13 protein-coding genes and 1 pseudogene are annotated in these 14,495 nt (G+C 61.7%); 12 read left to right on the top strand and 2 right to left on the bottom strand.

The window, feature by feature from the left end:
* Positions 1-20: 20 nt before the first annotated feature.
* On the bottom strand, positions 21-539 hold the full coding sequence (locus tag ACIF4X_RS24195; RefSeq protein ID WP_397484035.1) for a DUF2062 domain-containing protein: 519 nt from the start codon (positions 537-539) through the stop codon (positions 21-23).
* Between the two features lie 136 nt (positions 540-675).
* Between ACIF4X_RS24195 and ACIF4X_RS24200 the strand changes: the two genes are divergently transcribed.
* The 12 genes from ACIF4X_RS24200 (at position 676) to ACIF4X_RS24255 (ending at position 12,141) form a co-directional block, all read left to right on the top strand.
* Positions 676-2,910 (top strand): DNA internalization-related competence protein ComEC/Rec2, encoded by a 2,235-nt coding sequence (locus ACIF4X_RS24200; RefSeq protein ID WP_397484036.1) that lies wholly within the window; start codon positions 676-678, stop codon positions 2,908-2,910.
* 101 nt (positions 2,911-3,011) lie between these two features.
* Positions 3,012-3,647 (top strand): MotA/TolQ/ExbB proton channel family protein, encoded by a 636-nt coding sequence (locus ACIF4X_RS24205; protein ID WP_007908216.1) that lies wholly within the window; start codon positions 3,012-3,014, stop codon positions 3,645-3,647.
* Complete coding sequence (locus ACIF4X_RS24210; RefSeq protein ID WP_007908223.1) at positions 3,644-4,072, top strand: biopolymer transporter ExbD; 429 nt, start codon at positions 3,644-3,646, stop codon at positions 4,070-4,072. Before ACIF4X_RS24205 ends, ACIF4X_RS24210 begins: the two co-directional genes overlap by 4 nt.
* Positions 4,072-5,082, top strand: a complete 1,011-nt coding sequence (gene lpxK, locus ACIF4X_RS24215) for a tetraacyldisaccharide 4'-kinase (protein WP_397484037.1) — start codon at positions 4,072-4,074, stop codon at positions 5,080-5,082. The genes ACIF4X_RS24210 and lpxK overlap by 1 nt, the downstream gene beginning before the upstream one ends.
* Before the next feature lie 22 nt (positions 5,083-5,104).
* Positions 5,105-5,290 carry a Trm112 family protein gene (locus ACIF4X_RS24220; RefSeq protein WP_003174668.1) on the top strand — a complete coding sequence of 62 codons (186 nt, stop codon included), beginning with the start codon at positions 5,105-5,107 and terminating at the stop codon, positions 5,288-5,290.
* Entirely contained in the window at positions 5,287-6,051 is a 765-nt protein-coding gene (gene kdsB / locus ACIF4X_RS24225) for a 3-deoxy-manno-octulosonate cytidylyltransferase (RefSeq protein ID WP_397484038.1), read from the top strand. Before ACIF4X_RS24220 ends, kdsB begins: the two co-directional genes overlap by 4 nt.
* Complete coding sequence (locus ACIF4X_RS24230; RefSeq protein ID WP_102900035.1) at positions 6,051-6,515, top strand: low molecular weight protein-tyrosine-phosphatase; 465 nt, start codon at positions 6,051-6,053, stop codon at positions 6,513-6,515. Before kdsB ends, ACIF4X_RS24230 begins: the two co-directional genes overlap by 1 nt.
* A complete protein-coding gene (gene murB, locus ACIF4X_RS24235) occupies positions 6,512-7,531 on the top strand; it encodes a UDP-N-acetylmuramate dehydrogenase (protein WP_397484039.1) in 1,020 nt (339 codons plus the stop codon). The genes ACIF4X_RS24230 and murB overlap by 4 nt, the downstream gene beginning before the upstream one ends.
* 248 nt (positions 7,532-7,779) lie before the next feature.
* On the top strand, positions 7,780-8,250 hold the full coding sequence (locus tag ACIF4X_RS24240) for a (2Fe-2S)-binding protein (protein ID WP_397484040.1): 471 nt from the start codon (positions 7,780-7,782) through the stop codon (positions 8,248-8,250).
* A complete protein-coding gene (locus ACIF4X_RS24245; RefSeq protein WP_397484041.1) occupies positions 8,247-10,568 on the top strand; it encodes a molybdopterin cofactor-binding domain-containing protein in 2,322 nt (773 codons plus the stop codon). The genes ACIF4X_RS24240 and ACIF4X_RS24245 overlap by 4 nt, the downstream gene beginning before the upstream one ends.
* Positions 10,568-11,548 carry an XdhC family protein gene (locus tag ACIF4X_RS24250; protein WP_397484042.1) on the top strand — a complete coding sequence of 327 codons (981 nt, stop codon included), beginning with the start codon at positions 10,568-10,570 and terminating at the stop codon, positions 11,546-11,548. Before ACIF4X_RS24245 ends, ACIF4X_RS24250 begins: the two co-directional genes overlap by 1 nt.
* The gene (locus ACIF4X_RS24255; protein ID WP_397484043.1) at positions 11,545-12,141 is read left to right on the top strand and encodes a nucleotidyltransferase family protein; all 597 of its coding nucleotides are present in this window, start codon (positions 11,545-11,547) and stop codon (positions 12,139-12,141) included. The genes ACIF4X_RS24250 and ACIF4X_RS24255 overlap by 4 nt, the downstream gene beginning before the upstream one ends.
* Positions 12,142-12,427: 286 nt before the next feature.
* Here ACIF4X_RS24255 and ACIF4X_RS24260 read toward each other — a convergent pair.
* Positions 12,428-14,495: pseudogene (locus ACIF4X_RS24260) on the bottom strand (ribonuclease E); the annotation flags it as partial.

Consider the following 14,495-nt stretch of genomic DNA (forward strand, 5'->3'; position numbering starts at 1 on the left):
CTGCGGAGGCCGTTTTGCATTCAGCGCATGCGGCTTTTCTTGCGCCGCGCCCATTGTCGCGCCACCCACCAGCGCCAATACATCATCACCGCGAAGTAGGCGAGGGCCCCGAGCACCAGCCCGCACACTACCGAGCCCAGCAAAAACGGCTGCCACAATGTCGACAACTCGCCGCTGATCCACTCCCAGGTCAACTCATCGGGCAGATGCCGTGCTGGCACATCCATCAACCACGCGCCCGCCTGATAGGTACAGAAGAACACCGCCGGCATGGTGATCGGATTCGTCAGCCAGACCAGGCTGACGGCAATCGGCATGTTGCCTCGCACAGTGATGGCCAGCGCGGCCGCGACCAGCATCTGCGCTGGAATCGGCAGGAACGCGGCGAACAAGCCGACCGCCATCGCCCGGGCGACCGAGTGGCGATTGAGGTGCCAGAGGTTCGGGTCATGCAGCAACTTGCCGAGAAAGCGTAAGGATTTGTGTTCCCTGATGCTCGTCGGATCGGGCATGTAACGTTTGAATAAGCGCCGGGGCATAAGGCTTCTCGGTCGGTTAAGGCGGCAAGTATGTCTGGATTCTACGAAGCGCCCATTCAGACTTTGTGACAATTGTTGACGACGCTTGTGCCCGACACCCGCTATGCCTAAATGCGGGACTCTCAAGGACGGGCTTATGCGCACAGGGATGATGGCGCTCGCAGTCGGTCTGCTGGCTCCGGTTTTTATGCCGGTATTACCGCCGGTCTGGTTGATGCTGTTGTTACCGGTCGTGGCTTTGATGCTGCTGCCGTTTCGCAGCTATCCCTTGGCGTTTTTGCTGTTTGGCTTCACGTGGGCCAGCGTCGGTGCGCAATGGGCGTTGAATGATCGTTTGCCGGTCGGGCTGGATGGCGAAACCCGGTGGGTTGAAGGGCGGGTCGTCGGTTTGCCGCAGAACAGCGACGGCGTGGTGCGCTTCGAATTGGCCGATGCGCGATCACGTCACGAAAAGCTGCCGGCGCTGATGCGACTCGCCTGGTACGCCGGGCCGCCGGTCAACAGCGGCGAGCGTTGGCGATTAGCGGTCAAACTCAAGCGTGCGGGTGGTTTGCTCAATCCGCACGCTTTCGATTACGAAGCGTGGCTGCTGTCGCAACGCGTCGGCGCGACCGGCACGATCAAGGATGGCCAGCGCCTGACAGCCGCACGCTGGGCCTGGCGCGACGGCATTCGCCAGCGTTTGCTGAGTGTGGATGCGCAGGGGCGAAGCGGCGCGTTGGCCGCGCTGGTGCTGGGCGATGGCTCGGGGCTCAGTCGCGAGGACTGGCAGATTCTGCAAGACACCGGCACCGTTCACTTGCTGGTGATTTCCGGCCAGCACATTGGTTTGCTGGCGGCGGTGATGTATGGGCTGGTCGCAGGGCTGGCGCGATTTGGCTTGTGGCCTTTGCGTTGGCCGTGGCTGCCATGGGCCTGTGGGCTGGCTCTCGCGGCGGCATTGGGTTATGGCCTGCTTGCCGGGTTCGATGTGCCGGTGCGGCGGGCCTGCGTGATGGTCGCGCTGGTGCTGTTATGGCGTCTGCGTTTTCGCCATCTCGGCGCCTGGTGGCCGTTGTTGCTGGCGCTCAATACGGTGCTTTTGCTCGATCCCTTGGCGAGCCTGCGCCCTGGTTTCTGGTTGTCCTTTGCGGCGGTTGCGGTGCTGATTTTCACATTTGGCGGTCGGCTGGGCGCGTGGCGTTGGTGGCAGACCTGGACGCGGGCGCAGTGGTTGATTGCCATCGGTCTGTGCCCGGTGTTACTGGCACTGAATCTGCCGATCAGTCTTAGCGGGCCATTGGCCAACCTGTTGGCGGTGCCTTGGGTGAGTCTTGTGGTGTTGCCACCTGCATTGCTCGGAACGCTGCTATTGCCGGTGCCGTTTGTCGGTGAAGGCCTTTTGTGGCTGGCTGGCGGTTTGATCGATGTGCTGTTTCTCGCGTTGGCCGTGATTGCCGGGCAATGGCCCGCATGGACTGCCCCGTCTGTGCCGGGCTGGGTCTGGTTGTTCGGCAGCCTCGGCGCTGTGTTGTTGCTGTTACCGCGCGGTGTACCCCTGCGGCCACTGGGCTGGCCATTGTTGTTGCTTCTAGTGATGCCACCACGCGAACGGCTTGAGGAAGGCCTGGCCGATATCTGGCAGCTCGATGTCGGCCAAGGCCTGGCCATCTTGATTCGTACCCGCCATCACGCGTTGCTCTATGACGCGGGCCCACGCTTTGGCGATTTCGATCTCGGCGAACGGGTGGTGCTGCCCGCGTTGCGCAAGCTCAGTGTGGAAAAACTCGATCAGATGCTGCTTAGTCATGCGGACGCCGATCACGCGGGTGGCGCTCTGGCGATCATGCGCGGTTTGACCGTCGCTCGGGTGATCAGCGGTGATCCGGCGGCACTGCCCGCGCAATTGGGCGCCGAAGCCTGCGAAAGCGGCCGGCAATGGCAGTGGGACGGCGTGCGTTTTGAGCTCTGGCAGTGGGCGGACGCTCACGACAGCAATCAGCGTTCGTGCGTGTTGCAGATCGAGGCGAATGGCGAGCGCCTGCTGTTGACCGGCGATATCGACACCCACGCCGAACGCTTGCTGCTCGATAGTCCACTGGCCGTGCCGACGCAATGGCTGCAGTCGCCCCATCATGGCAGTCGCAGTTCATCGTCGATGGCGCTGCTCAAAGTCTTGCAGCCTGAGTCCGTGCTGATCTCGCGAGGCCATGGCAACTCTTTTGGCCATCCGCACCCGACCGTGCTGGCGCGCTATCGCAAACTGGGCCTGCACATTTACGACAGCGCCGAGCAGGGCGCCATTCATCTGCAACTGGGCACCTTCAAGGCGCCACGCACGATGCGTCATCAACGGCGTTTCTGGCGTGATCCGCCCGCGTTGGCCCGTTGATCGGGACGTGGGCGAATGGGGTATCACGGTCGTCGGGGCGGCGGGTCTTAATCGTCAATCGGTATGGTAAAGTGGCGCACTTTTTCGAGGGGACTGTCACTGTGTGGGAATTGGTCAAATCCGGCGGCTGGATGATGTTGCCGATCATTCTGAGCTCCATCGCGGCCATGGCAATCGTCGCCGAACGCCTGTGGACCCTGCGCGCCAGTCGCGTCACCCCCGAGCATCTGCTGGGCCAGGTCTGGGTGTGGATCAAGGACAAACAGCTCAATAAAGAAAAACTCAAGGAATTACGCGCCAATTCGCCGCTGGGGGAAATCCTCGCTGCGGGTCTGGCCAACTCCAAGCATGGTCGCGAGATCATGAAGGAGTGCATCGAAGAAGCAGCCGCCCGGGTGATTCACGAGCTCGAACGCTACGTCAATGCGCTGGGCACGATTGCCGCCATGTCGCCGTTGCTGGGTCTGCTGGGCACGGTGTTGGGCATGATCGACATTTTCAGTGCCTTCACCGGTTCAGGTATGACCACCAACGCTTCGGTATTGGCCGGCGGTATCTCCAAAGCGCTGATCACCACGGCGGCGGGCTTGATGGTCGGTATTCCGGCGGTGTTCTTCCACCGCTTCCTGCAACGCCGTATCGATGAACTGGTGGTGGGCATGGAACAGGAAGCGATCAAACTGGTTGAAGTGGTGCAGGGCGACCGTGACGTCGATCTGGCCGAGGGCCGCGCGTGAAATTCCGTCGCAAGCCTCGGGAAACGATCGACATCAACCTCGCATCGCTGATCGATGTGGTGTTTATCCTGCTGCTGTTTTTCGTCGTGACCACCACGTTTACCCGTGAAACCCAGTTGCGCGTCGACCTGCCGGAAGCGGTCAGCGGCTCACCGGCCGAAGACCAGCAGCTCAAGCAGATTGACGTGGCCATCAGCGCTGAAGGCGTGTTTTCGGTGAACAACAAGATTCTGCCGAAGAATGATCTGGCGACCCTGATGGAAGCCATGCAGAAAGAGTCCAACGGCGACACCAACATGCCGTTGTCGATCAGTGCTGACGGCAAGACGCAGCATCAATCCGTGATCACCGCCATGGACGCGGCCGGCAAGCTCGGTTTCAGCCATCTGCGCATGACCACGGTCGAGGCGGCGCCTAAATCCTGATGAGCCTGTCCGATCGTTTGCTCGCCGCGTGGTATCAGGGGCACCCGGCCCTGACGCTGCTGCGGCCGCTGGAAATGTTGTATCGCCGCGTGGTGGTCAAAAAACGCCAGCGCTTTCTCGACGGTGAAGGCGCGATCTATCAACCGCCCGTGCCGTTGATCGTGGTCGGCAATATCACCGTCGGTGGTACCGGCAAGACGCCGATGATTCTCTGGCTGATCGAACACTGTCGGCGCAGCGGTTTGCGCGTCGGCGTGGTCAGCCGTGGTTACGGCGCCAAGCCACCGCAACTGCCATGGCGTGTTGAGGCCGATCAAACCGCGAACATCGCCGGTGACGAGCCGCTGCTGATCGTCCAGCGCACCGGCGTGCCATTGATGATCGACCCCGATCGCAGCGCCGCGGTCAAAGCCTTGCTTGCCAGTGAACCACTGGATCTGATCCTCTCTGATGACGGTATGCAGCATTACCGTCTGGCGCGGGATCTGGAGCTGGTGCTGATCGATGCCGCCCGTGGCCTCGGCAACAAACGCTGCCTGCCGGCTGGGCCATTGCGTGAGCCGATCGAGCGTCTGCAAAGCGTCGACGGCGTACTGTTCAACGGCGCCACTGAGGACCGCGACGACGGCTTCGCCTTCCGTCTGCAACCTACCGCGCTGGTTAATTTGCGCAGTGGCGAGCGCAAGCCGCTCGAGCATTTTTCGGCCGGCCAGGCCGTGCACGCCGTTGCCGGGATCGGCAATCCGCGACGTTTCTTCAATACCCTCGAAGCGCTAGACTGGCGGCCAGTCCCCCATGCGTTTGCCGACCACGCCGAATACAGCGTGCAAGCCTTGAATTTCACACCGTCATTGCCGTTGGTGATGACCGAAAAGGACGCGGTGAAGTGCCGCGCTTTTGCTGCTGCGGACTGGTGGTATCTGGCGGTCGATGCCGTGCCGTCGCCGGCCTTCGTGGCCTGGTTTGACACGCAGCTGATGCGCCTGTTGCCCGATCGGCTTTTGCCTTAACTCTTTTATCCAGGGAATGTTCATGGACACCAAATTGCTCGATATCCTCGCGTGCCCGATCTGCAAAGGCCCGCTCAAGCTCAGCGCCGACAAGACCGAGTTGATCAGCAAGGGCGCCGGTCTGGCGTACCCGATCCGCGATGGCATCCCGGTCATGCTCGAAAGCGAAGCCCGCACCCTGACCACCGACGAGCGTCTGGATAAATGACCACTGCCTTCACCGTTGTCATTCCGTCGCGTTTCGCCTCGACTCGCCTGCCGGGCAAACCGCTGCTGGACATCGCCGGCAAGCCGATGATTCAACACGTCTGGGAACAGGCGAGCAAAAGCAGCGCCAGCCGCGTTGTGGTGGCGACTGACGATGCGCGCATCGTCGAGGCCTGCAAGGCCTTTGGCGCCGAAGTGGTGCTGACCCGTGAAGATCACAATTCCGGCACCGATCGTCTGGCCGAAGTCGCGATGAAACTGGGCCTTGAGCCCGACGCGATCGTGGTCAACGTGCAGGGTGACGAGCCGCTGATCCCGCCGAGCGTGATCGATCAGGTCGCTGCCAATCTGGCTGCCCACACCGAAGCGCGCATGGCCACGCTGGGCGAGCCGATTGAGGACGTGGACACCCTGTTCAATCCGAACGTGGTCAAGGTCGTCAGCGACCTCAATGGTCTGGCGCTGACCTTCAGCCGCGCGACCTTGCCGTGGGCACGCGATGCCTTCGCCAAGAGCCGCGAGCAGTTGCCGGAAGGCGTGCCGTACCGTCGTCACATCGGCATCTATGCCTACCGCGCCGGATTCCTCCAGGACTTCGTCAGTTGGGGCCCGTGCTGGCTGGAAAACACTGAATCCCTCGAGCAATTGCGTGCCCTGTGGCATGGCGTGCGGATTCACGTCGCCGACGCGCTGATTGCGCCGCCAACCGGCGTCGACACCGTTGAAGACCTTGAGCGCGTTCGTCGCCTGCTGGAGGCCTGATGCGCGTTCTGTTTGTGTGCCTGGGCAATATTTGCCGTTCGCCCACGGCCGAGGGCGTGTTACGCCACAAACTGCGTGAAGCGGGGCTGGCGGATCAGGTCGAAGTGGCCTCCGCCGGCACCGGCGATTGGCACGTAGGCAATCCGCCGGACAAACGCAGCCAGGCCGCCGCCAAAGTGCGCGGTTATGACCTGTCGGCGCAACGCGCGCAGCAGGTCAGCCGAGCCGATTTCGCCAGTTACGACCTGATCCTGGCGATGGACAACAGCAACCTGCGCAATCTCAAGGCACTGCAACCTTCCACCGGCAAGGCTGAACTGGATCTGTTCCTGCGCCGTTATGCCGGGTTGGTCGATGAAGTGCCGGATCCCTATTACGACGGCGATCAGGGCTTCGAGCAGGTGCTGGACCTGATCGAAGCGGCCTGCGATCAACTGTTGATCGAAGTGAAGGGCCGTTTATGAGTTTGCAGGTGCAACCGCAGGTTTCCCTGAAACCGTTCAACAGTTTTGGCGTGGATGTTCGCGCGCAACTGTTCGCCGAGGCCCATAGCGACGCCGATGTCCGTGAGGCACTGGCTTATGCGAAAACACATGACGTGCCAATGCTGGTGATCGGCGGTGGCAGCAACTTGCTGCTGACCACGGATATCCCGGCGCTGGTTTTGCGCATGGCGACACGCGGGATCCGCGTGGTCAGTGATGACGGCAATCGTGTGGTGATCGAAGCTGAAGCCGGCGAGCCTTGGCATCCATTTGTGCAATACACGCTGGCGCAGGGTTTTTCCGGACTGGAAAACCTCAGCCTCATCCCTGGCACCGTTGGCGCTGCGCCAATGCAGAACATCGGTGCCTACGGTGTCGAGATCAAGGATGTGTTCGCCGGGCTCACCGCGCTGGACCGCCAGACCGGTGAGCTGCGCGATTTCACCCTGGAAGAATGCAACTTCGCCTACCGCGACAGCCTGTTCAAGCAGCAGCCGGGGCGTTGGCTGATTTTGCGCGTGCGCTTCAAACTGGATCGCGTCGCGCATCTGCATCTGGAGTACGGTCCGGTGCGTCAGCGCCTGACCGAACAGGGTATCGAGCAGCCGACGCCAAGTGACGTCAGCCGCGCCATCTGCAGCATCCGCAGTGAAAAACTGCCGGACCCGGCGGTGCTCGGCAATGCCGGCAGCTTCTTCAAGAATCCGCTGGTGTCGGCGGCCGTCGTCGCGCAAATCAAAACGCAGCACCCGGACGTGGTGGCTTACGCGCAACCGAACGGGCAGATGAAACTGGCGGCGGGTTGGCTGATTGAGCGTGCCGGCTGGAAAGGTTTCCGTGAGGCCGATGCCGGCGTACATAAATTGCAGGCGCTGGTGCTGGTCAACTACGGCGCGGCGACCGGGTTACAACTGCTCGATCTGGCGCAACGCATCCAGAAAGACATTGCCGAACGTTTCAATGTCGAGCTGGAAATGGAGCCTAATCGTTATTGAGGCTACGCTTTCAAAGCACCATTCAAGGCCCTGCACTGATAAAAAAGTGCAGGGCTTTTTTGTTAACGCTGGGTTAACTTAGTGAGCTAACGATAACCGTCATTTGCTCCACCAAAGGCCCGGTGCAGACGTTCGCGTCGGCACAAGAGAGCCTCATTAGCCTGAGTCGATCTGCGTGAACCACACCGCTGATTTTCCGGCGGCAGATTGCTCGACCCCATAACCACTAAAAATATGCGGGCGTGCCCATGATTACCCTGAAACTCAATGGCCAAGACCATTCACTCGATGTCACCGAAGACATGCCGCTGTTGTGGGCGATTCGTGATGTCGCCGGTTACAACGGCACCAAATTCGGCTGCGGCATGGGCCTGTGCGGCGCGTGCACCATTCATATCGATGGCTTGCCCGCGCGCAGTTGCATCACGCCGATCGGCTCGGTGGTAGGCCAGAACATCACCACCATCGATAACCTGCACGCCGACCCGGTCGGCCAGGTGGTTCAGCAAGCCTGGCTCGACACCGCTGTAGCCCAATGCGGTTTCTGTCAGGGCGGGCAGATCATGTCGGCCACGGCGTTGCTCAAGACCAACCCGAACCCGAGCGACGAGCAAATCGAAGAAGCCATGGTCGGCAACATTTGCCGCTGCGGCACTTACAACCGGATCAAGACTGCGATCCGCCAGGCTTCCACGCATTTGAAGGAGGCCAAGGCATGAGTCGCCTCCCGAATGATTTCGCCCTGAGCAATCTCAGCCGTCGCGGCTTCCTCAAAGGTGTCGGCGCCACCGGCGCACTGGTATTGGCTGCGAGTTGGGGTTGGCAGGATGCGTTGGCCGAGGACAAGCCGAAGCAGTTCGGCGCCGATGGTATGCCTAATGGCTGGATCGATGATCCGAAGGTCTACGTCAGCATCGCCGCCGACGGCACGGTGACCGTGGTCTGCAACCGTTCCGAGATGGGCCAGGGCGTGCGCACCAGTCTGACCATGGTCGTTGCTGATGAGCTGGAAGCCGAGTGGACGCTCGTCAAAGTGCAGCAGGCGCCGGGCGATGAGGTGCGTTTCGGCAACCAGGACACCGATGGCTCGCGCAGCATGCGTCACTGGTATGAACCGATGCGGCGTTGTGGTGCGGCGGCCCGTACGATGCTGGAACAAGCGGCGGCTGCGCAGTGGAAAGTGCCGGTCGGCGAATGCCACGCACAATTGCACAAAGTCATCCATAAGCCGTCCGGTCGTGAACTGGGCTATGGCGAACTCGCCGCTGCGGCGAGTGCGTTGCCGGTGCCGGCGCGTGAAAGTCTACGCCTGAAGCAGCCGTCAGAATTCCGCTATATCGGCAAGGAAGGCACCAAAGCCATCGACGGCGATGACATCGTCAAGGGGCGCGCGGTGTACGGCGCCGACGTGCATTTCGACGGCATGTTGTACGCGACCATCGCCCGTCCGGCGGTATACGGCGGCAAGGTCAAGTCGCTGGACGACAGCGCTGCGCTGAAAGTCCCCGGCGTGCTGAAGGTGATGCAGATCGAAAGCCGTCCACTGCCTTCGGAGTTTCAGCCATTGGGCGGCGTGGCCGTGGTGGCCAGCAATACCTGGGCGGCCATCAAGGGCCGCGAAGCGCTGAAAATCGAATGGGACGACGGCCCGAACGCCAGTTATGACTCGATCGCCTATCGCAAAGAGCTGGAATCCGCCTCGCTGAAACCCGGCAAAGTGGTGCGCAACACCGGCGATATCGACAAGGCCTTGAGCGGTGCTGCCAGCACGCTGGAAGCTTCCTACTATCTGCCGCATCTGGCGCAGGCGCCGATGGAACCGATGGTGGCCATCGCCCGTTACAAGGATGGCATCTGCGAAGCCTGGGCGCCGAGTCAGGCACCGCAGGTGACTCGCGAGCGCATCGGCGAGCGACTCGGCTTGCCATTCGATAACGTCACTTTCAATGTCACGCTGCTCGGCGGCGGCTTCGGCCGCAAGTCGAAACCGGACTTCGTCGTTGAAGCGGCGATCCTCGCCAAAGAGTTTCCCGGCAAAGCGGTGCGGGTGCAGTGGACGCGGGAAGACGACATCCACAATTCTTACTTCCACACCGTGTCCGCCGAATATCTGAAGGCTGGCGTCGGCAAGGACGGCATGCCCTCCGGCTGGCTGCATCGCACCGTGGCGCCAAGCATCACCGCGTTGTTTGCGCCGGGGATGAACCATGAGGCGGCGTTCGAGCTGGGCATGGGTTTCACCAACATGGCCTATGCGATTCCCAATGTGCGCCTGGAAAACCCCGAAGCGACGGTACACACGCGGGTCGGCTGGTATCGCTCGGTGTCGAACATTCCCCATGGTTTCGCCATTCAGAGTTTCGTCGATGAACTGGCGCACAAGGCCGGCGAAGATCCGCTCAAGTATCAGATCAAGCTGCTCGGCCCGGATCGGCAGATCGACCCGCGTACCTTGAGCGAGGAGTGGAACTACGGTGAATCTCCCGAGCGTTATCCGATCGACACCGGGCGCATGCGCACGGTGCTGGAAACCGCCGCGAAAGCTGCCGGCTGGGGGCGCAAACTGCCGAAGGGCCGTGGTCTTGGCCTGGCGGTGCATTACAGCTTCGTCACTTACGTGGCGGCGGTGATCGAAGTTGAGGTCAAGGACGACGGGACGCTGATCGTGCACAAGGCTGACATTGCCGTGGACTGCGGGCCGCAGATCAACCCCGAACGTATTCGCTCGCAGTTCGAGGGCGCTTGTGTGATGGGCCTCGGTAATGCGGTGCTGGGTGAAATCAGCTTCAAGGACGGCAAGGTGCAGCAGGACAACTTCCACATGTACGAAGTGGCGCGCATGTCGCTGGCACCGAAGGAAGTCGCGGTGCATTTGGTCACGCCGCCGGGCGACGTGCCGTTGGGTGGTGTTGGCGAACCGGGCGTGCCACCGATTGCGCCGGCGCTGTGCAATGCGATCTTCGCCGCCACCGGCAAGCGTATTCGCAATCTGCCGGTGCGTTATCAGTTGCAGGGCTGGCAGAAGGCAGAGGCGTAATGGACAGCGTCGACCTCAATGTCCTGCGCAGCGTGCTTGAGTGGCGTCGCGCCGGGCAGCGGGTGGTGTTGTTCAGCGTGGTGCAGACCTGGGGCACGGCGCCACGGGCTCCTGGCGCGATGCTTGCCTTGCGCGAGGATGGTGTAGTGATCGGCTCGGTGTCGGGTGGCTGTGTCGAGGATGACTTGATCGCCCGTTTGCACGACGGCCGCATCGCCACCGATGGACCGCCGGTGCAATTGATCACGTACGGCGTAACCCGTGAAGAGGCGGCGCGCTTTGGTCTGCCCTGCGGCGGCACTTTGCGCCTGACCGAAGAGCGCGTTGGCGACCCTGCGTGGGTTGCCGAATTATTGGATCGCTGCGAGGCTCACGAAATCGTCGCGCGCGAGTTGAACATCGACACCGGTGAAGTGGTTTTGACGACGGCGAGCAAAACCGATTCGCTGGCGTTCGATGGCAAAAACCTGCGCGCAATCTACGGGCCGCGCTGGCGTCTGCTATTGATCGGTGCCGGGCAGTTGTCGCGCTACGTCGCGGACATGGCGCGACTGCTGGATTTCGAGGTGTTGATCTGCGATCCGCGCACCGAGTTCGTCTACGGCTGGGAAGAACATCACGGGCGTTTCGTCTCGGGCATGCCGGACGAGGCGGTGTTGAGCATTCAGACCGACGAACGCACGGCGATTGTCGCGTTGACTCACGATCCGCGTCTGGATGACATGGCGCTGCTGACGGCGCTGGATTCGCCAGCCTTCTATGTCGGCGCGCTCGGTTCGCGGGTTAACAGTCAAAAGCGCCGGGAGAATCTGGCTCAGCTAGGCTTGTCGGTAAAAGCGATTGATCGCTTGCACGGGCCAATCGGTTTGCACATCGGCAGTCATTCGCCGGCGGAGATTGCTTTGTCCTTGCTGGCGGAAATTGTCGCGATCAAGAACGGTGTGGAGTTGAAGCAGAAGAAAACTTTGGAGGACGCATGAGTCGATCCATTGCAGTGATTGTGCTGGCGGCGGGTGAAGGCAGCCGCTTTCGCCAGGTGGCCGGTGCTGACAAGGACAAGTTGCTGGTGGACTGCACCGGGCGTGATGGTGCGGTGTGTTCGGTGATCGAGCAGGTGTTGGTGAATCTGCCGGCCAGCCTCGACAGGCGCGTGCTGGTGACGACTGAGGCGCGGCCTCAGGCAATGCGCATGGCCCAGGCTTATGGCTGTGACGTGGTCTCGATTGAGTCGAGCGGGATGGGCGACAGCATTGCCGCCGGCGTTGCGGCTTGTCCGGATGCCGATGGCTGGTTGATTGTGCTGGGGGATATGCCGTTTATCTTGCCGTCGAGTATTGAGCGAGTGGTCGCGGGCATGGCTGATGATGCGGTGAGTGTGCCGGTGCAGGAGGGCGAGTTTGGTCATCCGGTGGGGTTTGGTCGCGCGTTTGGTCCGGGGTTGCAGGCGTTGAGTGGTGATCGTGGCGCCAGGCCTTTGTTCAAGCAGGGCAGGGTGGTGGAAGTGGCGGTGGATGATCCTGGAGTGCTTTGGGATATCGATGTGCCTGAGGCTTTGGTTTTTACTTCGTCTTGAGAGCTACGTAAATTCCTAAGAGCCCCTCACCCTAACCCTCTCCCGGAGGGAGAGGGAACTGACCGAGGTGTTCTTTCGAGGTACACCGACCTGAAATATCCAGTCGAACTCAGGATTTGAAAAGCACGGAGATCGGCTCCCTTTCCCCTCGCCCCCTTGGGGGCGGTCCGACGTTTCGGGAGGGCTGGGGTGAGGGGTAGGATCTAACATCCACCACATAAACCAGCGCGCATAAAAAAACCCCGCCAGGCTTTCACCGGGCGGGGCTTTTTTACAGCTTCAGGAATCAGACGAGGGGTTTAGGCTCGTGTTCTTTTTCCTGGGCTTCTTCGTGGTGCTCTGCTGCGTCTTGAACGGAGCGAGGCGCTTCAGCGATGACCGCTTCGACTACCGCTTGTTCAGCGACGACTTCAGCAACCGGAGCAGCAGCGGCAGCCAGTTCGGCTTCCTTCTGCAGACGCTCTTCTTCACGCTTGCGACGACGCACTTCACGTGGGTCGTTCGGGGCGCGACCGTTTGCAGCCAGAGCGCTGACCGGAGCCACTTCAGCCACCGGAGCAGGTGCTTCGGCAACGACAGGAGCTTCGATGACTGGAGCTGGTTCAGCAACAACCACTGGCTCGGCAGCTTTGGTCTCTTCAACCACTGGAGCTTCGGCAACAGGCGCTTCGTACGCTGGTGCTTCGAACACTGGCGTTTCAACAACCGGTGCTTCAACCACCGGCGCTGGTGTTTCAGCGACTGCTGGTTCAGCAACCCAGTTGAAAGCGGTCTGCTCTTCGCGAACTTCACGCACGGTTTCGGTCACGGTTTCAGCGACGGTTTCAACCACCGGCTCGGCGACTACGAATGGCGCTGGCTCGACCTGCGGCAGAGTTTCCTGAACCGGTGCCACTTCGACTTCCGGAGCAGCAACCACTTCGACTGGAGTCGTCGCTTCAACAACCGGCGCTTCCACTGGAGTGGTTTCCTGAACAGCAGCGGTAGCGCGTTCGGCTTGTTCGTGAGCTTGTGCTTCGGCCGGAGCGCTGATCACGGTGCTGGCAACGGCGGCGGTTACCGCCAGGCCAGCAGCCAGATCGGCGGTGCTTGGGCTTTCGCCGTTTTCGCCGGCTTCGGATTCTTCCGAGCCTTCGATCACGTTGCCGTTGGCATCACGCTGACGCTCACGACGGTTGCTGCGACGACGCTGACCGCGCGAACGACGACGTGGGCGATCGCCTTCGGCGTTCTCCGAACCGTCTTCCGGCAGTTGCTCTTCGTTGGTGTTCAGTTCTTCTTCATCGGCGACGGCAGCAGCGGCCTGTTCGGCGCGTGGCTGACGCTCTTCACGCGGCGGACGCGGTGCGCGCTCTTCACGTGGCTGACGGGCCGGACGCTCTTCAGCGGTCACGACTGCGGTGTCTGCCGTCACTGGAGCGGCGTCCAGTGGCTCGCGCAGTTCACGTACACGCTCTTCACGCTCGCCACGCGGCTTGCGGTCTTCGCGCGGTGCGCGTGGCGCACGTTCTTCACGCGGAGCACGTGGTGCGCGCTCTTCGCGGGCTGCCGGCGCTTCGCTGCGGGCTTCACGAGGCTCGCGGACTTCACGGGCTTCGCGTGGCTGACGCTCTTCGCGCGGCTCACGTGGTGCGCGCTCTTCACGCGGTGCACGTTCTTCGCGAGGCTTGCGCTCTTCATCGCGGCGACCGTTACGGTTGCGGCTCTGCTGACGACCGTTGCGACGCTCTTCGTTACGGGCCGGGCGCTCGCTGGCTGGTTTTTCAACTACAACCGGAGCAGCTGGCTCTTCTTTGGTGGCGAACAGGCTGACCAGCGATTTCACCAGGCCTTTGAACAGGCTTGGTTCTGGCGCGGCAACTGGCGCCGGTGCCGGAGCGGCAGGCGCGGCGACTTCGGTCGGAACCGGAGCATTGGCGCGGGCCGGAGCAGTCTTGACTGCGGCTTCCTGGCGAACCAGGGTGCGGGTCGCAGCGGCTGGCTGAACTTCTTCGACTTCTGCCGCGGCAGCAGCGATTTCGTAGCTGGACTGGTTGGTCGCGGCTTCCGGGCTGTCATCACGCAGACGCTGAACTTCGAAGTGCGGCGTTTCGAGGTGATCGTTCGGCAGAATGACGATGCGGGCACGGGTGCGCAGTTCGATCTTGGTGATCGAGTTGCGTTTTTCGTTGAGCAGGAACGCAGCGACCGGGATCGGCACTTGAGCGCGCACTTCGGCAGTGCGGTCTTTCAGGGCTTCTTCTTCGATCAGGCGCAGGATCGCCAGCGACAGCGATTCAACGTCACGGATGATGCCGGTGCCGTTGCAACGCGGGCAGACGATGCCGCTGCTTTCGCCCAGGGATGGACGCAGG

Source organism: Pseudomonas sp. NPDC085632 (assembly GCF_044541255.1).
In the GTDB taxonomy this organism is placed as follows: Bacteria; Pseudomonadota; Gammaproteobacteria; order Pseudomonadales; family Pseudomonadaceae; genus Aquipseudomonas.

Bases quoted from the DNA above. Each gene is read 5' to 3' on its own strand.
- ACIF4X_RS24195 (WP_397484035.1), bottom strand. From the start codon at position 539: ATGCCCCGGCGCTTATTCAAACGTTACATGCCCGATCCGACGAGCATC.
- ACIF4X_RS24200 (WP_397484036.1), top strand. From the start codon at position 676: ATGCGCACAGGGATGATGGCGCTCGCAGTCGGTCTGCTGGCTCCGGTT.
- lpxK (WP_397484037.1), top strand. From the start codon at position 4,072: ATGAGCCTGTCCGATCGTTTGCTCGCCGCGTGGTATCAGGGGCACCCG.
- ACIF4X_RS24220 (WP_003174668.1), top strand. From the start codon at position 5,105: ATGGACACCAAATTGCTCGATATCCTCGCGTGCCCGATCTGCAAAGGC.
- kdsB (WP_397484038.1), top strand. From the start codon at position 5,287: ATGACCACTGCCTTCACCGTTGTCATTCCGTCGCGTTTCGCCTCGACT.
- ACIF4X_RS24230 (WP_102900035.1), top strand. From the start codon at position 6,051: ATGCGCGTTCTGTTTGTGTGCCTGGGCAATATTTGCCGTTCGCCCACG.
- murB (WP_397484039.1), top strand. From the start codon at position 6,512: ATGAGTTTGCAGGTGCAACCGCAGGTTTCCCTGAAACCGTTCAACAGT.
- ACIF4X_RS24240 (WP_397484040.1), top strand. From the start codon at position 7,780: ATGATTACCCTGAAACTCAATGGCCAAGACCATTCACTCGATGTCACC.
- ACIF4X_RS24245 (WP_397484041.1), top strand. From the start codon at position 8,247: ATGAGTCGCCTCCCGAATGATTTCGCCCTGAGCAATCTCAGCCGTCGC.
- ACIF4X_RS24250 (WP_397484042.1), top strand. From the start codon at position 10,568: ATGGACAGCGTCGACCTCAATGTCCTGCGCAGCGTGCTTGAGTGGCGT.
- ACIF4X_RS24255 (WP_397484043.1), top strand. From the start codon at position 11,545: ATGAGTCGATCCATTGCAGTGATTGTGCTGGCGGCGGGTGAAGGCAGC.